Annotated in this window: 31 protein-coding genes and 1 other RNA gene; 13 read left to right on the top strand and 19 right to left on the bottom strand. The window is 32.6% G+C overall.

The features are described 5' to 3' along the window. Window positions 1-82: 82 nt before the first annotated feature. Both ACW9W3_RS01035 and ACW9W3_RS01040 read right to left on the bottom strand, forming a co-directional pair. Window positions 83-739, bottom strand: coding sequence for a hypothetical protein (locus ACW9W3_RS01035; protein WP_457764321.1), 657 nt, complete (start codon window positions 737-739; stop codon window positions 83-85). A gap of 19 nt (window positions 740-758) precedes the next feature. Beyond that, entirely contained in the window at window positions 759-2,072 is a 1,314-nt protein-coding gene (locus ACW9W3_RS01040; RefSeq protein WP_457764322.1) for a hypothetical protein, read from the bottom strand. A gap of 129 nt (window positions 2,073-2,201) precedes the next feature. Between ACW9W3_RS01040 and ACW9W3_RS01045 the strand changes: the two genes are divergently transcribed. Next, window positions 2,202-2,738 carry a hypothetical protein gene (locus tag ACW9W3_RS01045; protein WP_457764323.1) on the top strand — a complete coding sequence of 179 codons (537 nt, stop codon included), beginning with the start codon at window positions 2,202-2,204 and terminating at the stop codon, window positions 2,736-2,738. A 31-nt stretch (window positions 2,739-2,769) separates the two neighbouring features. Here ACW9W3_RS01045 and ACW9W3_RS01050 read toward each other — a convergent pair whose 3' ends face one another. The 3 genes from ACW9W3_RS01050 to ACW9W3_RS01060 form a co-directional block, all read right to left on the bottom strand. Continuing rightward, window positions 2,770-3,375: a hypothetical protein gene (locus ACW9W3_RS01050; protein ID WP_457764324.1), complete on the bottom strand. Its 606-nt coding sequence runs from the start codon at window positions 3,373-3,375 to the stop codon at window positions 2,770-2,772. A gap of 3 nt (window positions 3,376-3,378) precedes the next feature. Then, window positions 3,379-3,627 (bottom strand): hypothetical protein, encoded by a 249-nt coding sequence (locus ACW9W3_RS01055; RefSeq protein WP_457764325.1) that lies wholly within the window; start codon window positions 3,625-3,627, stop codon window positions 3,379-3,381. 98 nt (window positions 3,628-3,725) lie between these two features. Further along, window positions 3,726-4,028 (bottom strand): hypothetical protein, encoded by a 303-nt coding sequence (locus ACW9W3_RS01060; RefSeq protein ID WP_457764326.1) that lies wholly within the window; start codon window positions 4,026-4,028, stop codon window positions 3,726-3,728. A 126-nt stretch (window positions 4,029-4,154) separates the two neighbouring features. On the opposite strand from ACW9W3_RS01060, the gene ACW9W3_RS01065 reads away from it, so the two are divergent. Beyond that, a complete protein-coding gene (locus ACW9W3_RS01065) occupies window positions 4,155-4,679 on the top strand; it encodes a hypothetical protein (protein WP_457764327.1) in 525 nt (174 codons plus the stop codon). Between the two features lie 8 nt (window positions 4,680-4,687). On the opposite strand, the gene ACW9W3_RS01070 is transcribed toward ACW9W3_RS01065, so the two are convergent. Together ACW9W3_RS01070 and ACW9W3_RS01075 are read right to left on the bottom strand one after the other, a co-directional pair. Continuing rightward, window positions 4,688-5,260, bottom strand: a complete 573-nt coding sequence (locus ACW9W3_RS01070; RefSeq protein WP_457764328.1) for a hypothetical protein — start codon at window positions 5,258-5,260, stop codon at window positions 4,688-4,690. A gap of 48 nt (window positions 5,261-5,308) precedes the next feature. Beyond that, window positions 5,309-5,734: a hypothetical protein gene (locus ACW9W3_RS01075; protein ID WP_457764329.1), complete on the bottom strand. Its 426-nt coding sequence runs from the start codon at window positions 5,732-5,734 to the stop codon at window positions 5,309-5,311. A gap of 34 nt (window positions 5,735-5,768) precedes the next feature. On the opposite strand from ACW9W3_RS01075, the gene ACW9W3_RS01080 reads away from it, so the two are divergent. Next, window positions 5,769-6,176, top strand: a complete 408-nt coding sequence (locus ACW9W3_RS01080) for a hypothetical protein (RefSeq protein ID WP_457764330.1) — start codon at window positions 5,769-5,771, stop codon at window positions 6,174-6,176. 1,009 nt (window positions 6,177-7,185) lie between these two features. On the opposite strand, the gene ACW9W3_RS01085 is transcribed toward ACW9W3_RS01080, so the two are convergent. The 5 genes from ACW9W3_RS01085 to ACW9W3_RS01105 all read right to left on the bottom strand — a co-directional run bounded on the left by ACW9W3_RS01085 (window position 7,186) and on the right by ACW9W3_RS01105 (window position 10,651). Beyond that, complete coding sequence (locus tag ACW9W3_RS01085; protein ID WP_457764331.1) at window positions 7,186-7,542, bottom strand: hypothetical protein; 357 nt, start codon at window positions 7,540-7,542, stop codon at window positions 7,186-7,188. A 2-nt stretch (window positions 7,543-7,544) separates the two neighbouring features. Continuing rightward, window positions 7,545-8,804 carry a hypothetical protein gene (locus ACW9W3_RS01090; RefSeq protein ID WP_457764332.1) on the bottom strand — a complete coding sequence of 420 codons (1,260 nt, stop codon included), beginning with the start codon at window positions 8,802-8,804 and terminating at the stop codon, window positions 7,545-7,547. A 39-nt stretch (window positions 8,805-8,843) separates the two neighbouring features. Further along, on the bottom strand, window positions 8,844-9,128 hold the full coding sequence (locus tag ACW9W3_RS01095; RefSeq protein ID WP_457764333.1) for an SHOCT domain-containing protein: 285 nt from the start codon (window positions 9,126-9,128) through the stop codon (window positions 8,844-8,846). A gap of 144 nt (window positions 9,129-9,272) precedes the next feature. After that, on the bottom strand, window positions 9,273-9,821 hold the full coding sequence (locus tag ACW9W3_RS01100; RefSeq protein ID WP_457764334.1) for a hypothetical protein: 549 nt from the start codon (window positions 9,819-9,821) through the stop codon (window positions 9,273-9,275). A gap of 701 nt (window positions 9,822-10,522) precedes the next feature. Beyond that, complete coding sequence (locus ACW9W3_RS01105) at window positions 10,523-10,651, bottom strand: hypothetical protein (protein ID WP_457764335.1); 129 nt, start codon at window positions 10,649-10,651, stop codon at window positions 10,523-10,525. 75 nt (window positions 10,652-10,726) lie between these two features. On the opposite strand from ACW9W3_RS01105, the gene ACW9W3_RS01110 reads away from it, so the two are divergent. Beyond that, entirely contained in the window at window positions 10,727-11,335 is a 609-nt protein-coding gene (locus tag ACW9W3_RS01110; protein WP_457764336.1) for a hypothetical protein, read from the top strand. Here the strand turns inward: ACW9W3_RS01110 and ACW9W3_RS01115 are convergent. From ACW9W3_RS01115 to ACW9W3_RS01135, 5 genes are all read right to left on the bottom strand, one after another. After that, window positions 11,328-12,446, bottom strand: coding sequence for a tyrosine-type recombinase/integrase (locus ACW9W3_RS01115; RefSeq protein ID WP_457764337.1), 1,119 nt, complete (start codon window positions 12,444-12,446; stop codon window positions 11,328-11,330). The two genes, ACW9W3_RS01110 and ACW9W3_RS01115, sit on opposite strands and share 8 nt — an antisense overlap. Window positions 12,447-12,529: 83 nt before the next feature. After that, window positions 12,530-13,009, bottom strand: a complete 480-nt coding sequence (locus ACW9W3_RS01120; protein ID WP_457764338.1) for a hypothetical protein — start codon at window positions 13,007-13,009, stop codon at window positions 12,530-12,532. Next, entirely contained in the window at window positions 13,010-13,672 is a 663-nt protein-coding gene (locus ACW9W3_RS01125; protein ID WP_457764339.1) for a DsbA family protein, read from the bottom strand. Between the two features lie 32 nt (window positions 13,673-13,704). Then, window positions 13,705-13,902 carry a hypothetical protein gene (locus tag ACW9W3_RS01130; protein WP_457764340.1) on the bottom strand — a complete coding sequence of 66 codons (198 nt, stop codon included), beginning with the start codon at window positions 13,900-13,902 and terminating at the stop codon, window positions 13,705-13,707. Between the two features lie 339 nt (window positions 13,903-14,241). After that, the gene (locus tag ACW9W3_RS01135; protein WP_457764341.1) at window positions 14,242-14,610 is read right to left on the bottom strand and encodes a C2H2-type zinc finger protein; all 369 of its coding nucleotides are present in this window, start codon (window positions 14,608-14,610) and stop codon (window positions 14,242-14,244) included. Between the two features lie 81 nt (window positions 14,611-14,691). Here ACW9W3_RS01135 and ACW9W3_RS01140 point away from each other — a divergent pair, with 81 nt between their 5' ends. The 5 genes from ACW9W3_RS01140 (at window position 14,692) to ACW9W3_RS01160 (ending at window position 18,519) form a co-directional block, all read left to right on the top strand. Then, the gene (locus ACW9W3_RS01140) at window positions 14,692-15,078 is read left to right on the top strand and encodes a hypothetical protein (protein WP_457764342.1); all 387 of its coding nucleotides are present in this window, start codon (window positions 14,692-14,694) and stop codon (window positions 15,076-15,078) included. Between the two features lie 27 nt (window positions 15,079-15,105). Beyond that, window positions 15,106-15,984 (top strand): NAD(P)-dependent oxidoreductase, encoded by an 879-nt coding sequence (locus ACW9W3_RS01145; RefSeq protein ID WP_457764343.1) that lies wholly within the window; start codon window positions 15,106-15,108, stop codon window positions 15,982-15,984. 61 nt (window positions 15,985-16,045) lie between these two features. Next, the gene (locus tag ACW9W3_RS01150; RefSeq protein ID WP_457764344.1) at window positions 16,046-16,807 is read left to right on the top strand and encodes an SDR family NAD(P)-dependent oxidoreductase; all 762 of its coding nucleotides are present in this window, start codon (window positions 16,046-16,048) and stop codon (window positions 16,805-16,807) included. A gap of 233 nt (window positions 16,808-17,040) precedes the next feature. Further along, the gene (locus ACW9W3_RS01155) at window positions 17,041-17,250 is read left to right on the top strand and encodes a hypothetical protein (protein WP_457764345.1); all 210 of its coding nucleotides are present in this window, start codon (window positions 17,041-17,043) and stop codon (window positions 17,248-17,250) included. A 54-nt stretch (window positions 17,251-17,304) separates the two neighbouring features. Continuing rightward, window positions 17,305-18,519: a geranylgeranyl reductase family protein gene (locus tag ACW9W3_RS01160; protein WP_457764346.1), complete on the top strand. Its 1,215-nt coding sequence runs from the start codon at window positions 17,305-17,307 to the stop codon at window positions 18,517-18,519. Here ACW9W3_RS01160 and ACW9W3_RS01165 read toward each other — a convergent pair whose 3' ends face one another. After that, a complete protein-coding gene (locus tag ACW9W3_RS01165) occupies window positions 18,520-21,477 on the bottom strand; it encodes a hypothetical protein (protein WP_457764347.1) in 2,958 nt (985 codons plus the stop codon). It abuts the gene before it with no gap. A 402-nt stretch (window positions 21,478-21,879) separates the two neighbouring features. On the opposite strand from ACW9W3_RS01165, the gene ACW9W3_RS01170 reads away from it, so the two are divergent. Further along, a complete protein-coding gene (locus ACW9W3_RS01170) occupies window positions 21,880-22,509 on the top strand; it encodes a class I SAM-dependent methyltransferase (RefSeq protein ID WP_457764348.1) in 630 nt (209 codons plus the stop codon). Between the two features lie 33 nt (window positions 22,510-22,542). Then, window positions 22,543-22,822: RNase P RNA component (gene rnpB, locus ACW9W3_RS01175), an RNA gene on the top strand. Between the two features lie 20 nt (window positions 22,823-22,842). Here rnpB and ACW9W3_RS01180 read toward each other — a convergent pair. After that, window positions 22,843-24,210 (bottom strand): hypothetical protein, encoded by a 1,368-nt coding sequence (locus ACW9W3_RS01180; protein ID WP_457764349.1) that lies wholly within the window; start codon window positions 24,208-24,210, stop codon window positions 22,843-22,845. Window positions 24,211-24,326: 116 nt separating this feature from the next. Here ACW9W3_RS01180 and cofD point away from each other — a divergent pair, with 116 nt between their 5' ends. Both cofD and cofC read left to right on the top strand, forming a co-directional pair. Beyond that, window positions 24,327-25,247, top strand: coding sequence for a 2-phospho-L-lactate transferase (cofD, locus tag ACW9W3_RS01185; RefSeq protein ID WP_048116674.1), 921 nt, complete (start codon window positions 24,327-24,329; stop codon window positions 25,245-25,247). 1 nt (window position 25,248) lies between these two features. Continuing rightward, window positions 25,249-25,887 carry a 2-phospho-L-lactate guanylyltransferase gene (gene cofC, locus ACW9W3_RS01190; protein WP_457764350.1) on the top strand — a complete coding sequence of 213 codons (639 nt, stop codon included), beginning with the start codon at window positions 25,249-25,251 and terminating at the stop codon, window positions 25,885-25,887. Window positions 25,888-25,943: the final 56 nt, after the last annotated feature.

Genomic DNA, 25,943 nt, shown 5'->3' on the forward strand with positions numbered 1-25,943 from the left:
CTAAATTCATATCATCATGTCAATGTAAAAAATATAGCCATATCAAAATCGGTTGTCTTAAAAATTATAAATTTATCAGAGATTATAATTCTTCATAATATTCAAAAACTTTAGCAAATGTAGATGCGGTCGTAATTAAAGCAATTCCTAAAATAATCAAAGCTATTCCAAGATCTTCATTTTTATTTTTTTGATTCAAATAGTCTTCCCTGGATTTTATTTCTATAACATCAATCCATGTTTTTTCAAAAGTTTCAGATCCATCTTCCATTTCTATATGTATTTCTGCACCTTTTTCACCAGGAGAGTCATAAGACAAATAGGGTTCTGCAACATATCTAGACACATTAGTTCCTACTTGAATTGCAGTATCATGGAATTTTAGATGAACAGGATCATTTTGTATTGAAAGTTGTTTACGATCTACAATTTTAATGATATCACCATCAAAAAAAGTCACTTTGATATCAGATGAATTTATTATCTGTTCATGCAATGTTATTTGAATAAATGGATCAACGTTTCTATCAGGAAAGAATCCACCTTGTGCATGAAAATTAATTACAAGTTCTGCATAATTTGAATTTAATTGGATGTCATCATCAAAAGGATCATTCGTAACTATGAAAGGCTCTTGGACATAAATCGAATAGCCAATAATGATCACAGTGCCACCTGTGAAAATAACTCCCAGCATGATAAATATTTTGATCAGGGCAGATTGTTTAGTTAAATTCATTTTCTAATCCCAATCAACATCATAGCCATTGTTTCTTTATTTTTTCTTCAAATACAGGTTTTAATTCATTATTGAGAGATTGAATTTCTTTAACTTGTTCTTCTAGTTTTGACAGATTAATTTCTCCATCTACTTTCTCTAACAAAATATCCCATAATTCATCAAAGCGAACAACTTCTTCTGGATCTTTTAATTCCTTAGATGATTTATCAGATGTTCTTAATTCAATAACGCGATAATCATAAGGAGAGGTGTTTCTTTCTAAAGGATGTTGTTTTGCCCTTAAACAATCCCACAATGCAGGAGAAGAGCCACTAGTTTTAAGTCTAAAATAATAATGTACATCATCCACATTCATGCCATAGAATTTTGTAGCTTCTCTGTGAATGATTGATTTAATTTGGTTTTCCAGAGTTGGAGGAAATTGATTGTAGTCTTTAATTTTTGCATATAATAAATCGATTTTATTTATCAAATTCTGATCCTTGATCATTAAATTTCTTGTGACTAATTGAATATGGTCCCATTCTTTTGAAGAAAATGTTGTGTTTACTTTATTTTCTAAAATATTTTTTGCAGCAACGTCATTCTGAATACTTTCTTCATAAAGTGGCCTATAGATCTGATTTATTGCTTCAATATTGAAATCTTTTTTGCCTTTTTCAGTTTTGATTTCAGTTTCAATTATTTTTGCCCATTCTTCTGCAGTTGGCCAATCGTTTTGTTCAATAACCTTACCCATGTTTGAACGAGAAACAGAGGTTACAAATTCAGAGCTTATGCTGAGTTGATACACCCCTGCAATCTCAGCATAATGAATAACTTTTGGCCAGTCTTTTACAAGTACAAGAAGCAAAATTCCAAGAAAAATTGTACAGATGGGAGGAATAGTGAACATCAAACAGTTCGAATCACATAAAGGGATATTGTCTTGATAAAAAATCAGACTTTGGCGTAGAGTTTCAGATAACCCCACAGCAAAACCAAAAATGGCAATAATTAACGCAAAATACATGAGACTAACAATTTTGTTGATTTCAGTTTTTATAGAATTGGTTTCAATTGCACGAATACAATATTTGAAATCATTTGATTGATTAGATTGAAAAGAAGCGATTTTTCTGCGACCAAAATTGTGTTTCAAAGTATTTGCAAGATAACGCCCTATCGGATTTGAGATAACTAAAAGAGTTCCAAGAGAACCAGAAATAGCTAACAGATAAGTGAATTTATCATCAGGTACATCGATACCAATCCAGAGAGTCAAAATTCCAACAAGAGAATAGGCAAATGGGTAATCAGTGATTTTTAGTAATGTTTCTCCAACAGTCATCATCATAAATTCACAATTTACTGTTTATAACAGTGATGAGATATAGGAAAAATAGGATGAAAAATACAGAAATGCCAATTAATCTAATTAGAATAAAGTTATAGAATAACACATCATAAAACAATTGGAATGGGAGACAAATTACAGATAGCAACTATTGGAATTAGTCTCATCATAGTAGGATTATTGGTATACAATATTTTTTTACTTCCACCAGACATATTTCTTGAAATTGGTATCGCAAGTGCAATTCACAATAAAGCAGAAGTAGAGCCAGATTATTCAAAAATAAGATTGCTTAGTTATCCAGTGAACGGTACAGAAAAAATTCAGTTTCAAATAAAAATTGTCAATGATGGTGGAAGTAGTGCAAGGAATTTTTTGATAGAGATGAACAGAATACCAAATACTTCTTGGTTGGATCCCAGTACAGTTCCAATACAAACACAAAATTATTTACCATGTAGTTTAGCATCAGCAACCGAATGTCATATTGGAATTATTCCCAAAGGAGATTCAGTAATACTTGAATTTGCAGGAGCGATAGATACAGGAATTTATAAAGAAATAGATAATGACAATCCAAGACTAGAATTTTTGTACAGTTATGACGGCATAGAACCTATCAAAAAAACTGTGGAAATTGAATTAGCTGGAATTAGATAAAATAAAAATTGAGTTAATGAGTAATATGAAATTAGAATGAGATGTGTTTTTTCAGAATTGTTCTAAATAAAGATACAGAATTGTGAAGTTCTTTTAATTCTCGTTCATCTTCTTTGCTGTAAAAAGCTGGTTGCATTAAAGACCAAAGCTTTGCACCCTCATCAGCAGTAGTTTTCTCAATTCTTTTTGAATAGGTTATAGCATGATGCCATTTAGAGATTTTTTTCCATAGTTTGAGTGCTTTGACATCAAAATCCCGTAACAAATCGGAGATATATTTATCGCCATAATCAGAACGGACTGTTTTGTATTTTTCAAGCAGATTATCACCAGGTATTTTTTCTGCAGCTGAATTTAGTGCAAGATATTCCAATAACAATCTTAGTTGCATAAAGCAAGCAAGAATATTTCCAGACACCAAAGAGGTAAAGATTCCATTAGACAAGGGTTGCATAGCATGAATCCAAAAAGCCAGTTTTGGGTCAGACATGTCTTTAGACTTGGGCACCAAATCAATAGAATCCATGGTTAAATCAACAATTTCTCGAAGATAATTTTCACGAGTTTTTGTAGATTTGAAAAAATCTTCGTTTTGTCTAACAACATCTACAAGTAGATCAGCATATGATTCAGACATAGTTTACGTATCTCTATTAAAATACAAAAATATACCAGCACCTATGACAACAACTATTCCAAGATAAAACATTCCTTGAGAGACAACATTTCCAAGATCATTTGCAAAATTTACAATATCCTGAAGCCAAGGTTCAGTAATATTTTCAGGAGGATTTTCAGTATAAGACCACAAAGTTAGACCACCAGAAATCAGGAGAATTCCTACAACAACAATTGCAATAGTAATCATAACAGTTCTAAAATCTACCATGAAATAGGAGACCACACATGATAAATAAAGGAGGGGTTGGAATTAAATGATACATTACCCGCATTATCAATTAAAATAGTGAAACCCAAAAGAATATGTTATTTCCACATAGATGAAAAAAACACAAATGACACCACAGTGATTGCAACATAACCAACCAATCCATATTTACCATGATGGTATATCACACCAATCAAGCTTAGTAATGGAGCAAAATATAATGCAAATTCAATTGTGGGAAGATAAGATACAATTTGTTCAGGTATTATTGGTTCAAATACTTTTAACAATATCAAGCTGATTCCAGATGGAGATATATCAATACCAGTTTTAGATAGAATTACAAAAAACAATCCCTGTGCAACTGCAGGTAAAAAATAACTGTGAGAAGAATTGATCATAATATCTTATTTCATGTCAATGTAAAAAATATAGCCACATCAAAATCGGTTGTCTTAAAAACCATATGCTCATACAAAATATGAATGTGTGCAGTTTTTGTTTCTCATAGCAAATATGATGTAGAAATGGTTAATTTTTTTACAAACATTACATCTCGAGAAGGAATAAAAAATTATTTCATGGAATGGGAAGATCTTAAGAAAGAGTATCCTGCAAAAAGAATTTCAGATATAATAAAATCAAATTGGATGGAAAATATCAATATGATAATTGTTCTGTTGGGGCCAAATTTAGCAAATCCTCCAAATAGACATTATACGCAGAATTGGGTTACTTTTGAAGTAGGAGTAGCAGCAGGTTGTAACAAGCCAATACTAGTATTAGAAGAAATTAACAACATTACAGATTTTCCAATTCCATATGTGACTGATTACTACCAATACGAATTAAACAATAACGAAGATAGAAAAAACATAGGTCAAGTTATCAATAACATATTCAAAATTAAAACAAATAGCGTGAGAATACCAGAAAACATTCCAAAAATATGTGCATATGAAGATTGTAATGCAAGGTTTAACCTATGGATGAGATACAGCAACAATATCAATTGTCCAGTATGTAGAAGACCAATTACAATTTCAGATTAGAAAGAATTCTAAATCAAAGTTGTAACATAATTAAAAAAATTCTCCCATTGAGGATTAACATACATAGAGAAAATATTAACTGAAATTGCAATAACTAACAAGAAAACACTCAGAATTTTTTGTTGTTTTCTTGTGGGTTTAAATCGTTCATCTAGTTTTTCACCAATGTAATTAGTAACAGGTAACAGATAACCTCCAATCCCAGTAAACAATAAGGCAATCATGTTCCAATAAATTACTTCAGGATCATGAGGATCAAAGAAGCTTGTTTGTGTATGAACTGCAATTCCTAAAAATTCAACAGTCAATAGTCCAACGAAGAGCAAGAGAAGATAAGAAAAAGCAGACAAGATTGTTTTTTTGCGTAGCTTGTCATGTTCAAGAAAAATAACCATTGCAATATTTGCAGATACCAATACAGGAACCATATTAAAAATAAAAATAGAAGTTTTCAAGCTTAAATGTAATTCAGGGATAAAGAAGCTTGTAAGATGAATATAGAATATGACTCGTAAAGGATAGAATTGTTCAGTTATGATTTTCTTAGAAAGCGGATATTGAAACAAATTAGGAAGAACCATATTTCTTGATTTTCAAAATAGAAAAATAAAATACAATTCAGTCAAATATTACAATTGTTCAATTAACGAATTCAATTCATCACGAATAAAATTATCAACACCATATTTTTCTCGATAGTCCAAGAGAAATTCTTTTTCAACATATTCGCCTAGTGGCTTCAATAAACGTCCTATCAAATCACCATGTATAGGTTGTTCTCCATCTAACAAATATACAGAAAATTTGCCAGATTTTTCAGGATCAAAGCCCATGCCAGGTTCAACCAAGGTTTTTGCAATGAAACCTTTTCTGTTGTAATAATTACTCCATTTTGGATCACCAATTATTTTTACCATAACACCAGATTCCAATCTCTTAGCAAGTTCTTGTTTTTGATTCCATTTAGATATGGAGTCATACAAAGAAACACCCTCTTTGATTTCATTAGACAAAAAATGGATTTGCTCCTCAGACAATTTTATTTTGTTGGTCATTACCCATAATTACAATTTATGACTTATAACATTGATGTCACACGAACAATTCATGACAAATGACAAAGTGTATTGTAAATCATGTGGGGGAAAAATAGAGTTTTTAGAATTTACTGAAGAAATAAAATGTGAACATTGCAATGAAACTCACAAATACAAAAAAGAAGACATTAGAATCCCAGTTAGTAGTACATGTACATTTAGATATAAAATTTACAACAAACACAAATATGTCAATTTTACAAATTTTGGTCTTTCATTGACAGTGATAATTCTATCATCAGTTATTGCATTAAATGATTTTAGTACAACTATTAATATCATATTGTTAGTGTTTATAATTTTATCAAGTTTGTGGATGCTGACAAAAAATAACATAGTAAACTATGAATCATCAGATCCAAACATTGAGAAAGATATAGTATTTGATAGGAAGAATTGAAGAATTATTTATTAGTAATTATTAGAAAATCAAATTGATTTCTCAGGATAGTTTTTGAAAAATGGGGAATTTTGGCAGAGATTACAAACATGAACATTGTAAGTTGTAGGGGTAGAAAGTAAATTTAATTTTACAATCTTGATTACAACAAAGTTGCCATGTCCACAATTACGGTAAAAAATTTTATGATCAGGTAATTCAGACATGAGGGATGTTGAAGGTAATCGAGTTTATTTGTATGTAAAAAATATTTTTGAGAACATCTCGTAGTTTTAGAGAAAAAATACACTGTAATTGTTTAGCACTCATTTACATACTCTGAATTCCTAGGAAAATTGCATTATACATTATTTCATTTTCAATCGAACCCCCAACAGAAGGGAATATTCCCTTCTGTGGAGTCTTCCATGATTACCACTTGCCCCATGAAGTCCAATGGTCTGGCAGGGAAACACATGTTCTGTAAACATCTTGGTCGTTTGTCATGATTGCATTCCAGTAATTTCAGGAATTCAAATCGAGCAATATTATGTAGGTTATACCTACATATAGGTATTACCTATATAGACAACAGCAATATAATAAAAAAGATACAAACAATCGTGAATAAGAAAATCTCCAAGGAATTATGGCTTCACAAATGCGAACGATGTGAGTATGAATGGACCTCAAAAAATGAAAATCCAGTACACTGCTCAAACTGCAATTCTCCGTATTGGAATAAACCACGAAAGGATTAATGTTGCAGAGAACTGAGTTTATAAAATTCTTAAGAATAATCAAAAAATTTTAGTTTTTAGCAGTACGAAAAACATTGTACATTCTAAGCATAGAAACAAATCATATGCAGAGAAAATTTAAAAATTGATTTTCATATTTATGACCTTCATTGTGCCTAGTTACAGAAAAACAGATCATAAAAGAAGCAATTGTTGTTAGTGTGACTTGAATTATTTCAGACCCTAAAAGCTCAGCTTGTGAGCTGTTTGTCACGCTTAAACATATAAAATTACAAAGAATCTTTTGATAATTTCGCTCTTACTATAGGAATTCCACATTCTTCGAATTTTGCAAAGCATTCATCCAATGCAAGTTGTGCATCAATGATTGTATTTTCAGCTAAAAAGAAACAAGACTCAGGATTATGATTATATGCAGAAATTACTGCAAAAATGAAATTATGTATATTTCTATGATTTAAGCCAATATCTTTCTCAATGAATTGTTTAATTTCTAATTGTTTGGAGACGTTTCCTTTAGCTTGGTTAAATTTTGAATATATTTCCAACATATCTGTTATAGATTTTTTATAATTTGTAATATATTCAGGAAGTTTCTCAGCTTCTTCTTGAGAAATATTTATCATTATTAGATGAACTGGTAATTACCTCGTTGTTTAAGTCTGCTTTTCAATCCATCAGATACCACCTTTTGCAACTGTCTTTCAGACAGTATTGAACCTTGTACAGTAATATTCATCGTTATACCTGTAGATGGTTGTTTACTTAAAGGAGTCACTGAAACATATTCAGGGGAATTCTCTGCAACCATGAAATTTGTAGGATTGTTTACCATACCTTCAAATCCGTTAGCTGCTGCAATTGTTGGAATACTTACACGCCCAAGACTGACTGATGAAATATGTCCTATACTGACACCAGGTAATTTGTTTAACCCACTAATTGCTCTATTGATTGCACGAATTACAGAATTTATGAAACTCTCAATTCCAGATAACGCATTGTTTACAAATCCTTCTGTAGCTTGGATGATACTGTTCCAAGTTGCAACAAATGCACCGTGTAACAATGTGAGTCCAGATAATCCCCAATTTGGAAGATCATTCAAGAAAAAATTGGCCAAGAATTCAGCAGCAGAACCAAGAGCTTGAGGAATTGTCTGAGTAAAGAAAGTATCAAGGATGGGTTTTAGATAATTATCCCTGAAATCCTGTAATGCAGGAATCTGTGATACTATCCAATCAGCTATGGGTGTTCCTGCAAATGCTGCACCTATACCAGTCACTAGAAAACCTACAGAGCTGGCAATCCCAGCTAAAGACACACCAAATGTTCTAAGAGTTGCAGTAATAGTGGCAATAGCACCTGTTGCACTAAGTAATTGAGTCGTAAAATTAGAAAATGTTTGAAATTTCTCATCATTCATTATTTCTGCAACTCGAGCTGTAGCTATTGCTAAATCCTCCTGAGCTCTTGCATATTCTTCAGTTCCTTGTTTTGATTCAGAAGTCAATTTGTTAATCAATCTTTGAGAACGAGCTTGGTCAGATTGCGCGTCTACAAGCTGTGATGATATGCCTTGACTAGCTATTGTTGCCAAGTTCCAAGCATTTTGTATTGAAAGCAGAGTTCTAGTCACACTAGATAATGTTGAACCCACTTTAGATAATCGGTTTATCAGCGGGTGTTGAGCTAGGAAAATTTTATTCTGTAATGATGAAATTCCTGTAAAGACATTTGCGTCACGTCGTACTTCTCTGAGAGATTTTCCGTAATCAGATGCAGATATTTCCCCACGTTGGAACTGTGAATTGATCTCAGATAATTTAGATTTCACTTGTTCTGCACCTTTAACTTCTAAACGCCAGCTTAAGGGAACTTCAACCATTTGTAATGAATGTGTGGTAGTAACCAAAAAAGGATTTGATTATGGATTAAATTCTAAATCATGTTTGATTTGTTCATATTCAGTTTTAGATATTTCACCTTTCGCATATCGTTCATTCAGATAGTCTATAGGTTGTTTAGGATTTTTTGTATTATTTTTTCTATTTTTATAAATACGAAACACGCCAAATCCAAAAATCCACATGCCAAGTAAAAGCCGCCATATTTCTTCTTGCCAAAAGATCAATGTCCACAGACCAGCGAAGATTAAGAATATTGCAAATGGCAATGAGTTAGTTACGCCAGATAGTTTTTCCAATGACATAACAATAATTATGATAACTTTCCAATTAATGTAGTGAAATTTTGATTATCATGTCCGGCTACTTGCTCTTTTGTATGCCTAACAGCGGATAATTAGTCCGATAATTTAACGGGTATTAATTGAGATTTTATGATGAGAGATACATTATGAATTCAACATTTTAGTGATTTCTTGTTCCAATCGGATCTTAGGAGTAATAATATTTTCAAACCTAGACAGCGTTTTACCATCAGGATATCTTTTAGAATAGAATCTAGACATTCCGTGAAATGCATCATCAAAAGTGATATGGAATGATTTTCCAGAATATGTTTGAGATCCATCTTTAGCAAAATGATAATGAGTTATAATCCAAGAAGAGATAGAAGGAATTCGGGTATCATGATGGGAAATTAGGCGTAAATAGAGTTGGATTTGGCCCAAAATGGAACACAGGTTGAGAGTTCCCGATAAATCATAAACAAATGGTTTGTAACTGCAGCCTAAATCCAGTTGAATTTTTGTTCTATATACAAATCCCTTTACTACAATATTAGAATCAAATGAAGGAAAATCAATTTTAATTCCTTTGTTAGTTGAATCTTCAGCATATCCCATCTTTTTTAATTGTTCATGAAGATTGGTTTCGAAAGTAAATTTAAGATCATGAATTGCAGCAGGTTGAGACTTTACATCTTCAAGCAAGGAAATCATTACAGACCCCTTACCCTCATCCGTTACAAAAGTTCTAAAATTTCCAACGTCAAGTCCTTTTAATTTGTAAAAACAAGGGTTACTTTTAATTTCAACTTTAATTATGTTCTTAAATTTATGAATAAATTGCCTAAAGTTGTTCCCAGTGAGGTTAGGAAAATGGGTACAACAAAAAGGTTCTTTCTTTTCTACATTAATTTGATAAGCTCGCCTAAGAAAAAACAAGCTTGGTTTTGTAGTAACACGTAAACCGTTACAATTGTTTGTTAGATAATCGTTAAAATCATCATCAAGCGTTATTTTAGATCACAATCCGTTATTCTATTCAAATTCGAAACTGTAAATGAGGATTGAACTTTATTCTGATGTTCGTGAGTGTTATGCCATTTCAAACTATGTAAACTATAAAATTTCCGTGAACGACCTTTATTTTTTTTACAGATATTACACAATAGAAATAAGATATCAGAATCTTTTATTGGGATCTCTGTGCTAGCCATTGTTAATCAACTCCTGTTCAGAGATTGAGTGTGACCTTCCCGGATCATCAGTCTCTGAAACTGGTATTTTTTCTTGTACTCCTCTTGACCAACAGCCAGATTGAATACAAGAAGTACAAACATAAAATTTTGAACCAATTTTATAGGTAATCAGAAATTTTGGGTTATTTTCACAACATTGCAGAATAACGGAATTCATTTTTACTCATCCAATGATTTTTTTAGAATTTCTTCAACATATCGAGATCTAGGCACAAATCCACGTTTTTTGTCAATAATATCCAAAACATCATTATCAAATGAAATTCCAACTGTCTGTCTCTGTTGCATAAGTCTAGTTAGACAGATTAGATATATAGTCTAGTATACCATACTAGACTAATGGATGTGGATGATGCGATTGTTATGTCAATAATACAAGGAAATAACAGATATGGAAATATTCTTTCTGCTGCAGAAAAAACATGTAAAATGAGTAGAGCAACTTTTGATAAACATCTCAAACAGCTACAAAAAGATCATTATATCAAAAGAAAAAATAATAAAAAAACAATAGAATATACTATAAATCAAAAAAAGGTACAGGAAATTTCAAGATTCAAAGAAAATGAAGTGATAGACAGAATTATTGCAAACAACAACATGATGTTAAATTCTAAAGGAGAGATATTAATTAGAAGAGATGCTGAAAAACATTTAGAAGAGATTTTAGAACATTTAAATCAAAACATAATGGAATGTTTGGAAAAACAAAAACGAATTACAATTTTAATGAATTTAAAAGAAGCAAATATAACGCTTAAAAGAAAATACAAAAACGAATTGAAGAAATATGCATTGTTATTTGAACAATCATTAAAAATAATGGAAAAATTGAGTCCGAAAATCAGAGAAAATTATGAATATTTTTTATTACTAAAAGAATTTGAAAAAGATAGAATAGAACTTGCTCAATATGGTAGACTGAAAGGAGAAGCATTGTTAAAATATTTTAATGAGAAAAAAATCAATTAGAAAGTGTTTTTTCTCCACGTTCTTTCATCAGAGTGTTAACAGATTGTCTTAGTCTTTCAATCTCATCCCATTGCATTTCATTTTCTTCAATTTTTCTAGACAATTCAGATTTTTCTTTCTCAAGACTTTGAATCTCAATTTTTTGTTTCTCAGTAGGATCTATAGTCAATCCTGAAACTGCCTTTAGAAATTCAGAAAAACACTCTTCTCTGGTAGGTTGGAGGTAGGTTCCATCCAACCCACGCTTGTGAGCCATAAGCTTCTCGGCAATATTGGAATTAACATCATTATTCAGCTTGAGAATAGTATTGAATCTCTTCCTAAATCCATAAGTTATGGCTAAATCAAAGCGATTTCCATTCTTTTCACGAATAATTCCAGCCTTTTTGTAGAGTTTTGACAATGCTTTAGCGACAGACTGGGTACTAAGATAATCATTCTTTCTTGTCCTGGCATTTGGTTTTGTTGCAAAGAGATAGCTTGACTCATCAATATGTTCACCATTTAGTTTTCTTGTTCGTATGTAGGCATCCATGGAACTACTAGCTTCAGGAGTAAGAAATGCCCAGTAACCTTCAGAGGATTCATCATAGATTTTTACGGTATAACATTCATCAGTTAATTTTTTCAGATGTTTAAATTGTAAAGGAGGATCAGTAATTACCGCAGGGCGGGTTCCAGTGCTAGCTAGAAAATGAATTATTGCAATCATTCTAAAATCATTAGTGGTTTTGAGGAGTGACTGAATCTCTTCACTGGTAATTGGTCGTTTACCGCCTTTTTCATGTACTGATTTTGGAATCATCTTTTTGATCTTTCGTTTAGCCCAGACAATTTCATTCATCTCCAACATTAATTCAACAGGATTAAGCTTGGTGCTAATTGAATTGCCTTTCAAATTCTTTGATTTCAAATGATTAATCCATTCCTTGAGCAAATCTTGGATTTCGTTTACAGGTTGTGAAATAAAATCATCATAGGTTTTCAGTTTATGAAATGTCATGAATTCATTTAGTGCTCGAACATAGTTCTCCAGAGTTTTGTCATTGTTAATTGCTGAAACAAAGTTATCCCATGCATCATCTTTTGAAATAGGGTCTACTTTACGCATGGTATTGTATAATTTCAAATGTACTAAAAGGTATCAATCATATACCAAATGTTTGCCTATTTGGTAATTTCTAATACATCAAATCAAGAATTTAGTTTGCATTCAATTTTGAGTGATCTAATTGTTGTAAAATAGGTGATTGTCAATATTCCAATTGCAATTATTCTAATTGGAATCTCATAGTTTGTCAAAAACGCAGTAGCAGTAGCACCAATTGAACCAAATGTTGAGATTACTGCAAATCCTATTGGCCCACAACTACAAGCACCAGCTGCTGCTCCAATGATTGAACCGAAAATACCACCACTCATTTTTTGCTTAGAACTTTTTAGAATATTTATACGAAAAATATTCATTGGAAGAACTAATGCAGATAATCCTGAAATTATTACAATGAGTACAAACCCAAATTCAGTTCCAGATGGAATATGGCTTACAACATATGGTTCTAGAAAAATATATTCAGACATTATCAATAACCCAATCAACATCGATGCAAAAATTGCAAATGCCAAAATTACATATTTCGGATTAGAAAATACTAGTTGGGTTGCTTTTACCATTTAGACCAATGGATCCAAGATTTGTTTAAAGACAGAAAATGGTTGGGCACCACCAAGTTGCTGTTGTCCATCGGGTCCCACAATAAAGAATCCAGGAGTTCCACGTACACCGTTATCTCTTGCTTGTTGTGTGTTATACTGTACACGTTTTGAATATTTTCCAGAATCAAGACAGCTTTCAAAAAGTTCCATGTCAAGTCCCAAACTAAACGCAAATGCTTTTAGTCTTTCAGAATTTGCCCATCCTCCATCAATTTTTGATTCTTGTGAAGTGTAAAGTAAATCATGATAATCCCAATACATCCCTTGATCTTCAGCACAGTATGATGCCTGAGCTGCTTTAGGGGAATCTTTTCCTAAAAATGCCATATCAACAAAAACTAAATTTGCTTTTCCAGTTTCAATATAATCACGTGTTATTGCAGGTTTTGTGTTATGAAACCAATTATAACATTGATGACATTGATAATCACCAAATTCGACAATAGTTATTGGAGCAGATGGATCTCCTAAAATTGCAGAGCCCATAGCTGTAGAAATCGTCCCATGAGTTCTACCCATATCAAGATTAAGAGTTTCTGAAGGTGATGTTGAGATTGACGCTGCAATGACTGCTATAATTCCAATAGCAATTACGCCTAAAATTACAGCTTTTTTATTCATATTTGAAAACAGAGTTAATTGGTTAAAAAAACTTATTCCAAATTACGTGATGATTTTCGTTTAAACAAATTTACAAATTTTGCAATTGCCACATCAATCGGACATACCTCACATGTAATACTTGACGAATGTTCATCAAGATGTTTTTCAAATTTTTCTCTAGATTCTAAAACAAGATCACATTTTTCACAATACACTTTTCTAGTATTATTCTTTGAAGATTTGTTCACTATTTTTTTTGGAAACTAGTGCTTATAAAGTTCCTGTTGAAAATCAAAGTGTGAGAAAAAATCTAGACAAATTTGGTACAGGGTTTTTGTAGTAGTATTTGAAATTTTGTGGTATTGTAGTTCAAAGTATCAAGTCAAACCAAGTCACTACAAAATCACAGCATATGATATTTTTGGGAAACAATCCCAAATAAATGAGATAAGAACTAGTTTTAGAACACTAGAAGTTATACAAAGTTACATTTTAGAGTATCAGAAACATTTTGAAGGACATAGTTTTTCAATGGTTCAAGATTTACCAATAATCAAAAACCCAGTTTTTAAAATTTTTAAAAAAATTCAAAGGTAATGAATTCTCATGTGAACATTAAGTTCAACTTCGTATTTTGTAACAAATCCACAGTGAGTACAAGAAAACATGTCAGATTGCTGAGCAGTCTCTCGTTCTATGACTCGGCCTGAAATCGATGTAATGCTAATTCGTTCATTATTTGAAATCACTGCAAAATTTTTTCCTTCATTAATGGAATCCAAGTATTCTTTGATAGATGAAATTACCAAATCAATGTCAATTGAGACATCATCGTCAAATGTAGATAGTGTAAATTGATGTTGTTTTAGAGTAGGAATGGCTTCTACCTTATCTGCAACATATACTAGTAATTCATTTTTTATTGATGAGATATCCTTACAGTCAATTGTGAGCATAAAATTTGAAGATTTTATCAATATTTTAGTCTAACAATAATTGAAAATGATTATTATGGTTTGATGGGAAGTTTGATTGAAATGGGCGATTCAGAAACATTTGGAGTTGAGAAAGGTCACGGTGATGAGGTAGTGTCATGGTTGAATAATCAGGCTAAAACACAAGGAGTTAAACTAGAAGCAAGGTTATACGGATATGAAATCTCCACGAAGAATTTTGGAGATTTTGAAATGTTTTCATGGATGGGAGATGTTCAGATTGCAAGAAAAATGATTATCAAAGCTAGTAAAAGATTCAAGGTCAGAGTGATTGAGGGAGGATATAAACCAAAAGAGAAATTACTAAGATTAAAAAAATTTGATTTTGCCAAAGTCAAAAAAGGAGAAAAGACGATTGGTCAATTAGAATTTGCAGCATCAAGGTTTGGAAATAATCAATGGGAGATACAAAATGAAGAACGTCATTAAAAGATCAATTTATCGGAAGTGTAAAAAATGAAAAAGGTGGGAGTGATAGGATTAGGAATGCTAGGGAATGCAGTAGCACTGCATTTGATAGATTCAGGTTTTGAAGTAACAGTTTACAACAGAACAAAAGAAAAAACATTACAAATTAAAGAGAAAGGAGCAAAAATTGCACCATCGCCAAAAGAAGTTGCTGATCAAGTGGAACTTGTCATAATTGTAGTAAAAGATGCTGATGCAGTAAAACAAGTATCATTTCAAAAAGGAGGAATAATAGAAAGCAAAAATAAGAAATTGATTGTTGCAGACATGAGTACAATTAACCCATCAGAATCAAAAAATATTTCAGAAAAATTTCTAGAGTACAATATTAAGAAATTAGACATTCCAGTGATGGGAGGACCAAATGTTGCAATTACTGGAAATTTAGTGATGATGGCATCAGGGGACAAAAATACATTTGATAGTTGTAAAAATATTTTTAAGACCATTGCAAACAAAGTATTTTTCCTAGGAGAAAGTGGAGTGGCTCATTCAGTCAAACTGGCTATGAATCTTCAAATTACTATGCTAGCACTTGCGCTATCAGAAGGAATCATACTGGTGAAAAAATCAAATGTAGAACCCAAGTTATTTCTTGAAATTTTAAACTCAACATATTTCAAAACAGGAATGAGTGAAAAAAAAGCATACAAAATGGCAAATGGTGAATATGAAGCCACATTTACTCTTGCAAATCTAAAAAAAGACATCAGTACGATTATAGAAACTGCCAAATCTTTAGGAATAAAATTACCAATGATTGAAAAAGCTGAAGAAGTCTACAGAGATGCGTTAAATGAAGGACTTGGAAATATAGACTATACAGGAATCATCGAACATATTAAAAGAATTAATGATTCTAAATAATACCAAAATCACGAATAAAGCAAAACAAAAATTCTATAAGTTATGAGTTCTTGATGACAGTATGAGACTAAGTGATAAAGTAGCCATAGTTACAGGAGCATCAAGTGACATAGGTAAAGGTATTGTGAAAAGATTTACTGAAGAAGGAGCAAAAGTAGTTTTAGTTGCAAGAAACCTAGAAGGGTTAGAAAAAGCAAGGAAAGAGATCGGAAACGAAGAGTTAACAGCTTCAGTTACTTGTGATTTGACGGATGAATCGCAGGCGCTTCAAGCAGTAAATCAAATCATGGATACTTATGGTAAAATAGACATTTTAGTAAATAATGCTGGAGCAATAAATGACCCAGTACACTTTCATGAAATGAAAGATTTGGAAATAAAGAAACTCATAGATGTGAATCTGTTAGGAGTATTCCATATGACAAAGGCAGTGCTTTCAAAAATGTCAGATGTAAAGAATGGATCTATTGTAAACATTGGTTCCATCTCAAGTGAAAGAGCAATACCAAGAGTACATTTAGCAGTATATTCAGCTACCAAGGCAGCAATTTCCATGTTTACAAAATCAATCGCCGTTGAATATGCAAGAAGAAATATCAGATGCAATTGTGTAAATCCAGGAATAATCAATTCTGGAATGATCAAACCATACTTGGATGATCCACAAGCAAGAAAAGTTTTAGAAGAAAGATTACCTCTTGCAAGAGTTGGGGAACCAGTAGATGTAGCAAATGCGGCACTTTATTTAGCATCAGATGAGGCAAACTGGGTAACAGGGACCATTCTCAATGTAGACGGTGGAAAGACAGCTTCAGAAGGATAATCCTTTTTCAAGATTTAGAGTCAGTGTTTTTTGCCCTCAAAAATGCACGGTAACTCAATCCCGTTATGACCATAACAATTCCTGTAATTGCCGACCACATTACAAAAGATGAGATTTGTGATTCATCCACAAATAATCAAAAATTAGAAACCATCTAAAGTTTCTGTTCAAGGGGAAAATAGTTTTTCAATACAGCATGAAACATCTAAATAGATTTGATGTGGACGGAAAATATGCCTGAATTCATATGCCCTGACTGCGGTAAACGTCTTTTTCATGAAAATGAAACAACATTAAAGATCGAGGAGACAATACACTCAAAATTCTGTAGAAAGAATGAAGGAGAAACTCACAGTTACATGCACAGAGACCCAGCACATATGGAAACCTTTGATTCTGAAAGAGAAAACGATACAACAGGCACTCCAGTTTTAAAGAAATAAGTCTGAAAAAAATTCCTCAAAATTATATCCTAGCTGTTTCAGATTTAGTTAAGTTTGGATAAAGAGTATGATTATGATTTAGTTGTAGTAGGAGGAGGACCAGCAGGTTCCTCAGCAGCATATGCAGCTGCAAAAAATGGAGTCAAAGTTGCATTGATAGAAAAAGAGGCATCCATTGCAGAAACGGTAAGAACCAGCGGAGTCACATGGATTAAAAATATCAAAGAGTTTGGGATTCCAGAGGATTGCTACAATCCAATTAAAAATTTCTCATTTTGTTCCCCAAATAATGAAGTTACAATTAGCGATTCAGTTCCGCGAGCTGCTGTTTTAGATGTTAGAAAATCGTATAGATGGTTAGCTCAACAAGCAAAGGAATCAGGCGTAGACATATTTTTGAAAACTAATGTCAACGATGTAATCAAAAACGAGGCGGGAAATATTATAGGAGTAAGCGGAATTGGACCTGATGGAAAAATTATATTTCATTCCAAAGTAGTAATCGATGCCAGCGGATTTCCATCTACAGTATGCAAAGCAATGGGATTTGTTACTCAATGGAAAAGGTTTGGCGCAGGTGCAGAGTACGAGGTAAAAGCAGAAAATGTTGAATCAGACACATGGTGGTTAATGGTAGGTCAACAGTATTCACCAGCTGGATATGCGTGGATTTTTCCTTTAGGGAACAATATTGTTAGGATTGGAGTAGGAATTGGAAAACCAGAATCAAATGTAGACCCAACTCAAAGACTCAAAGAACTAATGGATGCAAAGACAGGTCCAATAAAAAAATTAGGGAAGATAACACCAATTGAATTTCATTACGGATTAATTCCAAATGATGGCTTGTCAAGAGACACTGTTTTTAATAATTTAATTTTAGTTGGAGATTCTGCAGGTCAAGCAAATCCATTAGTTTTAGAAGGAATCAGATATGCGATAAAATTTGGAAGAATTGCAGGAAAAGTATCAGCAGATGCAATAAAATCAGGAAAAACAGACAAAGCAGCATTGAAACCCTATGAAGAAAATTGGAGAAAATCAATTGAGTCAAAAATTAACTCTGCGGGTAAAGTACAAAACAGATGGATTGGACTATCAGATGAAGCGTGGGATAAAGAATTAGATATCATCAAAGAATTGAGCTCAGAAGAATTTATTGATTTTATTAAAGCAGAATTTGGATTATCAAACATGGTAAAATTGGCAACACATCATCCAAAACTTGCAGTAAGACAACTCTTCAATTTAGTTAAAGGGAAAAAATAATCACTTTACATTAAAAAAGTCAGTTACACGAATATCATGATATTCTAATTGGATAACATAAAGTCCAGGATCAAATGGTTCAGATATTACTTTAGAGAACAATCCTGAAGAATTATCTTTGAGTGAAATCTCCTCTACCAGGTTTCCTCTCTGATCAAAAATGTCAACAAATAGATCCTCTCTAAAAGCAATTGTTTTTTGAACGGCTCCGGACACTATCAATTTATCATCTTCATAGGATGCCTCAATTACCGCAGTTCGGGAGCGAATTGGAAGGTATCGTTCAATAATCAACTTTAATTCATCGATATTTTCACCCACACTTGCTGCATCTTTGTCAATAAAACCAGCTTTGATTTCAGTGATTACTGATGAAAATCGTGAACTACTAGCAAAATCATCACCACCAAATTTTTCTGCAAAGGATTCAAGTTCTTCGAATTCTCGAGCTAATTCAACTAAATTCAAATCAGAAGTAGTGTATTTGTAGTCAAATTCTTCTTCAACATGAACAATCTGAGTAGCCTTCGAATCTTGATATTGTAGCATCACTACATAGAGACCAGGATCCGTAGGAGCAATCCATTGAGTGTAAAAATTGCCTTGTTTTGTATCAGTGAATTTTAAACTACTATGAGTACTGCCATCCATATTGAATATAGTAACATAGAGATTTTCACGTCTATCAAATACAGATTTTTCAGTTGCGCCATTTAGAATCCATATGTCTTTTTCAGAATCAAATGAAATATCATAAATAATTTTTGGGTTTTCTAAAACTAAATACTCGCTAAGATAACCCCCTATATCCAAAATTTTAGATTCTGCATCAACAAAATTTGCAATGCTGATTAATTCATTGGCATCATCCATCATTTTGTTATATTCATCAACGTGTGATGAAAATTCATTGTTGTAAAATGTAGACACCATATTTGAAAAGGCATTAAGTTTTTTACGAAATTCAATACGTTTTATTTCATCTGTAGTATAACCAACATCAGAGCCAAGTGGATCATTTGCATATGCTTGTGAAACATCAGTCCATTCTCCAAACAATTCCCTCACCAGAGCATCAGCTTGATCAAGATCATTTTTAATTACAAGGTCTCTAACATCATCTATTTTTTCATTAAATTTCTCTGTAAATTCAATATAGTTTGGTAAGAATCTATTCTTTGTAAGACTAAGTTCAACTAAGTTTTCAAGGGATTTTGCACGTTGCAAAATATCACTTGCACGTATTTTGAATGCATCTTTATCATATGAATCCAAATCAGATTTTATTTGTGGGGCCTTCTCACTTACCCAAGTTAGTAAAACTTCAATTCTATCAATGCGGGTGATTGAAGGATTACCAGATTCCATTTGTTTGGCAGTATCTAAAATTTTAAGAGCATTGTCAATCAAAAATAGATTTTCATAATCTGCTTGAAGTTCAGCTTTTTGTTTCATTGTATTGTACTGAAATTCTAAAACTAACAAGGGATTTCGTTTTTCTCTTAATTCAGTCATAGATTGATCAAATTCGGAGACAATTTGTAAAATTTCATCTGTAGATCCGGCATTTTCTACTCTTTCTAAGAGTAATTTCCAATCTGCTACAAGTACAGAGTTGATCCCACTTGATTGAGAAATCTCAACACTCTTGCTAATTCTTGAAGAGATGTCCATTATCTGAGCCATTTGAATTATTTCAGATTCTGAATCCAAAATGCTTTGAACTGAAGTTGCCAGTGCCAAATCAGTTTCTAAATCATCCCAATCAGGCATAATTAGATTAGCAAGATCACTGTTTTCCTCAGAATCAGTGGAAATGAATCGCTCAACAGTATCTAGTTCTCTCAGTAAAATTGCAGATTGATGCAATTCAGAAACACGAGTTTTTGATTCAATTAATTCAGCAATAGATTCTTTACTCATCAAAGAGGGTTTAAGAGAATCCCAATCATTTTGAACTAATCTGTAAAGATCACTTTGTTTTCGTGATACAACATCAAGGTACCTTGATTTGGAAAGAATGTCAATTAGTTCCCCTAGCTCGTCTGAATAAATTGGAGCTGTTCCCCTTGCAAAAATAAATCCCACTTCATTTTTCACAGGTTTGCTCATTACAGTATCCGATTTTTTCATCAAGTTAAGCAATGTCTCTTCTAACTCATCAAAAGTAGGAGTTCTTTGACTGCTTATCTTTTCAGGGTTTACATTCCTAATGTCTACAAAGACGTCACTTAACAAACCTATTGCCTTTGTTTTATCACCAATGTGATAGTAAAAAATTGAAGAATAGATTGTTTTATCAATAGACTTTGCAATCTCAAAAGATATTTCATCGTCATCTAATAATTTTTGAACAGAGTCAAGTGAAGAAGATATAGCAGGTCGAATTAATGGATCAACGTCAAGAATTAAATCATCTGCAAAAAATTCTATCCAGAGATCTACATAGGTTGATTCTAATTCAACAAGATTATTTGATGTCTGATTGGATACGGGTGATGAAATATCAAACAAGTCACTAATTGATGATGCTTTATCATTTACCAGTTTTTGAGCCATAGAAATTTTCTCATCATTATTTGGTTCAGAAAAAATTGATGATGAAACAGTAAATGTTGTTGATTTAGAATAATCACCATAAAATAATTTAATCTCATATTCACCAGAAAGTCCACAGATCCTACCTTTTAATGGGATTACGTCAGTAATGAAAACCCCGTTTGACAAAGGCATTAGTTGTTGGATTTGACACAAATCACCTTCAGGGTTAAAAATTTGTAAAATTAAAAAAGAATCATCAGTAATGTTTGCTATATTTCCGTAAACGAATAGAGGTTCACCACTCTCATAATTTCCAAAATCATCAAGAATTGTGATTCTATCAGGACTTTGCGCAGATGCATAAACTGGCATCAGTAATAATACTATTAGGCTCAAAACTACTGGATATTTCCCCATAAATTTACAAACCGAGATTAATCATACTTAAAACTTGAGTAGCTATGATATGTAAAAAAATACAAATCTACATAATCAAGCCATGGCAACTACAGTAAAGTAGTTGCCAGACTTGATATTTGGCACAGTTTTGGCATGGTCGGTATTTTTCAACATACAAATTGAATGGAATTGCTCGGGTGTACAAAGGGTACAATTTTTACAAATCATGCTATTTGGCTTCAAGCAATGCGAGCATTTAGTATGCTCATACAATTTTCCACCACAGTTTCTGCATGATTCATCAGGCAATTCTTTTCAAACTAAATTAATAGAAATAAAATATAAGCGCCACGTAGAAGTCGTTCATATCAATCATCAGTGAAACGAAAATTAAAATGAAATGAAAAATCCCCAACAGTCATGGATGAAGTTAGAAAGACTTTTGACAAATGGGCTCAAAATGGAAGAGCAGAATTAATGGAAGTAGAGCATGGAAAAAATGTTTCAAAATTTCTACAATCTGTGACATTTGATAAACCATTTACATTTCTGGATGTGGGTTGTGGAAATGGTTGGGTAGTAAAGAAAATCTCAAAAGAGAAAAATTGTATAAAAGCAGTAGGGATTGACAAAAGTAAGAAAATGATCATTCAAGCAAAACAAAAAAAAGATGGTAAAAAAGAAGAATTTGTTCATACAGATATCGAATCAATGAATGACAAAGGTAAATTTGACTTTATTTTTTCAATGGAATCGATTTATTACACAGATTCAATTGATGTTGCCCTAAAAAAAATATGTAGCATGTTAAAACCTGGAGGAAGTTTTTTCTGCGGAACTGATTTTTATTCAGACAACAAGGCCACTGCAAAATGGGCAAAAATCATGAAAATTCAGATGCATTTGCATTCAAAAAAAGAATGGAGAGAGTTTTTTAAAAATGCAGGACTCATAACAAAAACAAAACAAATCAAAGATTTGAAAAATAAGAAAAAATGGAAACGTGAATTTGGAACATTATTCATCATAGGCATAAAACCCCAAAGGTAATACTCAAATTCAATCAAGATATCCAAATATCATGTGAGCTGGAGCACGACACGCTGCTACGGCAGAGGAAACTCCTCCCTCCATACAGGAAATGTGATCCGGAGATGGATAATCAGAGATGATTGGCAACGGAGCAGAAAAAAATCCAATATGGCGTACTATGATGGCAAAACCTGAGGTTTCCATAAAAGGAATGAAAGAAGCCGCCCCACATGGAGCAAGGCCAAACAGAACTTCAAGTTCCTGTACTAGGTTCAGGTAGGCTGCAAAGCGAAATATCGTGAAAACAGAAGGAGGGTTACTCCCAGCACACATTTTTTAATTTTTATAATTCTAACTCATGGATTGAGCGTTTTCTTTACAAATCTCTGCTGCGCATCCACAAGATGCATCACACAAACAAGATCCCTGCATCTCACAATCACATTCAGAACCCATTTCAGCAGATGCAGCACATCCACATGCTGCCTCTTCACGATTAGCCATTGTTGGTGGAGGAGTAGTGGTTTCCTGTGGTGCAGTGTTTTCGTAAACACTTCTAGTTTGTTGATAATTATTTTCATCTTTTAATTGAGCCTCACCCCTATTGGTTTGATAACCACCAGATGATGCACTAGTTTGATAACCAACTAATCTACTAGGATCAATTCCTTGTTGACCAACTTTTTCGTTTTTAAGTGATCTACTACTTACAAAGAAAAATGCAATTCCTGCAACTGCAGCCATTCCTGCCATTCCATAAACAATGTAAATTGGAAAGTCACCAGTAGATGTTGTCCCATAACCTTCAGGAGTAGTTGGAGTAACACCTGCAATTTCAAGACCATCTAAAATATCTAAAGCACCAAATCCAATCAAAGATAGATTAGCTTGATCTGAAGATTGAACACTTCTAATAACATATTTTTCATCAGCGTTAACTTCGGCAGTGAATACTCTTTCTACTTGTCTGCCTTCTCTAATACTACTTTCACCCATAGTCCAACTAGAAACAACGAATCCAGAAATAGATTCATCCAATCCAAATGTTCCAGCATCTACATTGATACCAGTAGGATCAAACAAAAAGTGCCAGTTGGTAATTGGTTGTTGTAAAATAAAATCAGCATTAATTATAGGTCTATGAAGAACTTGTTCAGCTTCAGTTCCAGAAATAACAGCAAAAACTTCAGGTTCTTGGTCTCTTAGCATGTTAATTGGTATGTTGATTTCTACACCATCAATGTTAATCTCATCATTTACTGTCATTCCCCTCCATCCCAAATCTACCAAAGATCTTTGCGAATCTTTTGTAATTACATAGCCAGAAATAGTTCCTTCAAGAAGAACTTTGTAATCTATTGATGTATTGATGTTTCTTCCTTTAAGAAAGAATTCATAAGCCACATTCAAATCGGAGATTTTTGCATGACTTCCATCATCAGATAGTTTTTGATTTAATTTTTTGATTAATTCTTGAACACCAGGGTTTGATGAATCTGCAACTCCAGAAACAGTCCATTCTTTTCCACGGAGTTCATCAAAGAGTTTTCCACCATTAGGATATTCAATGAATACAGTTTTTAGATAATTCATAGTAAATGGGGATTCATCAGCATTTGGATTGATTCGGGCATCTAATTGTGCAGCCCATGCAGGACTAGAAGTACCAAATACAACAAGTCCTACCAGCAAAACTGTTAAAATTACAGCCTTAGACACGAGTAAAATCCACAAAATAACAGTAATAAACTTATCCTAAGTTTATTGATCGCAATTTTTTGAAAAAGTAATATGAGGTAATATAACAACACCTGATAGTTTTAGGGGAAAATGGTATGATTACAGTATTAGCAGGAGGAACAGGTTCAGTCAAATTAGTTAGAGGACTAGTAGCTCAAGAGTCTAAAGTTAATGTGATTAGTAATGTTGGAGATAATTATTGGCTTTATGGACTCTATGTTTGTCCAGATATAGACACCATTGTTTATGGTTTAGCAGATTTGCTTGATCAAGAAAGAGGTTGGGGAATGAAAAAGGACACTTTCAACTTTTTACGTCAAATGGAAGTTTTTGGAGAGGAGACGTGGTTCAGAGTAGGTGATAGAGATGCTGCAACACATTTGATTAGAACTAACATGTTAAAAAATGGAAAAAACCTCAGCGACATTACAAAATGGATGTGTGAGAAATTTGCAGTAAGTGCCAACATCATTCCTGTTACAGATAACAGTATTGAGACGAGAATTACAACGGACAAGGGAGAATTACACTTACAAGAATACTGGGTAAAACATAGAGGCAAGGATCCAGTTTTAGGAATCCAATATATCGGGGCAGACAAAGCACGACCAAACCCAGAAGCAGTAAATGCAATTCATGATGCAGACATGGTGATTTTAGCTCCAGGAAATCCCCTTACATCAATCGGACCCATGTTACAGATTAAAGGTATTAGAAAAGAATTATCAAAAATAAAGAAAAAAGTTGTTGCAGTTAGTCCACTAATTGGGGAAAATGCGATAAGTGGACCGGCAGCAAAATACATGCAGGCAGCAGGAATTGAATCAAATGCTTACGGATTAGCAAAAATGTATTCAGACGTATGTTCGAACATCATCTTAGATTCTAAAGATAGATTACTTACAAAGAAAATTCAAAGTTTAGACATGAGAGTTTTTGAAACTAAAATTACTATGAAAAATAAATTAGCTGAAGACGCATTAGCAAATTTCATTTTAAAACAAGTCCACGTTTAATTTGAAAATAGCTGCAATAATTCCTGTAAAAACTTTCTCCAATGCAAAGACACGTTTAGATTTATCTCCAGAAAAAATTGAAAATTTGTGTGAGATTATGCTAGAAGAGATCATACATACAATTTCAATTTCCCCTCAAATTGATAAAATAATCATAGTAACAAAAGAAGAAAAAGCAATAGAGATTGGAAAAAAATTCAAGTCTACAGTCCTAATTGATGAGAAAGAAGAGAGCGTCAATAGTGCAGTAGCAATTGCAGACAAATATCTATTAGAAAATAATTTTGATGCATCCATTGTTTTTCCTCAAGACATCCCATACATCAAAACACAAGACATTGATTTTATGTTAAATTACAAAGCACCACCAAATTTTGCAATAATTATTCCTTCAAGAAGATTTGATGGGACAAATGCTCTTGCAAGAATGCCTATTGATTTAATGGAAACTCATTATGATGAGGATAGCTACAAAATTCATATGAATACTGCAAAAGAGCATACACTAAATGTTGCAATGGTTTTTGTAAAAAGAATAATGTGGGATGTAGATAATATGGAAGATTTGAAATTTTTATTAGAACAAAATGAAAAGCCCCATATCGCTGAAAAAATCAAAAAAATTTTGGAAATTAACTGATTTACAGTTTTAGCAAGATCAGAAAATCTAAATGGAGATCACCAACAAACTTATAA

Source organism: Candidatus Nitrosopumilus sp. bin_68KS, from assembly GCF_054095825.1.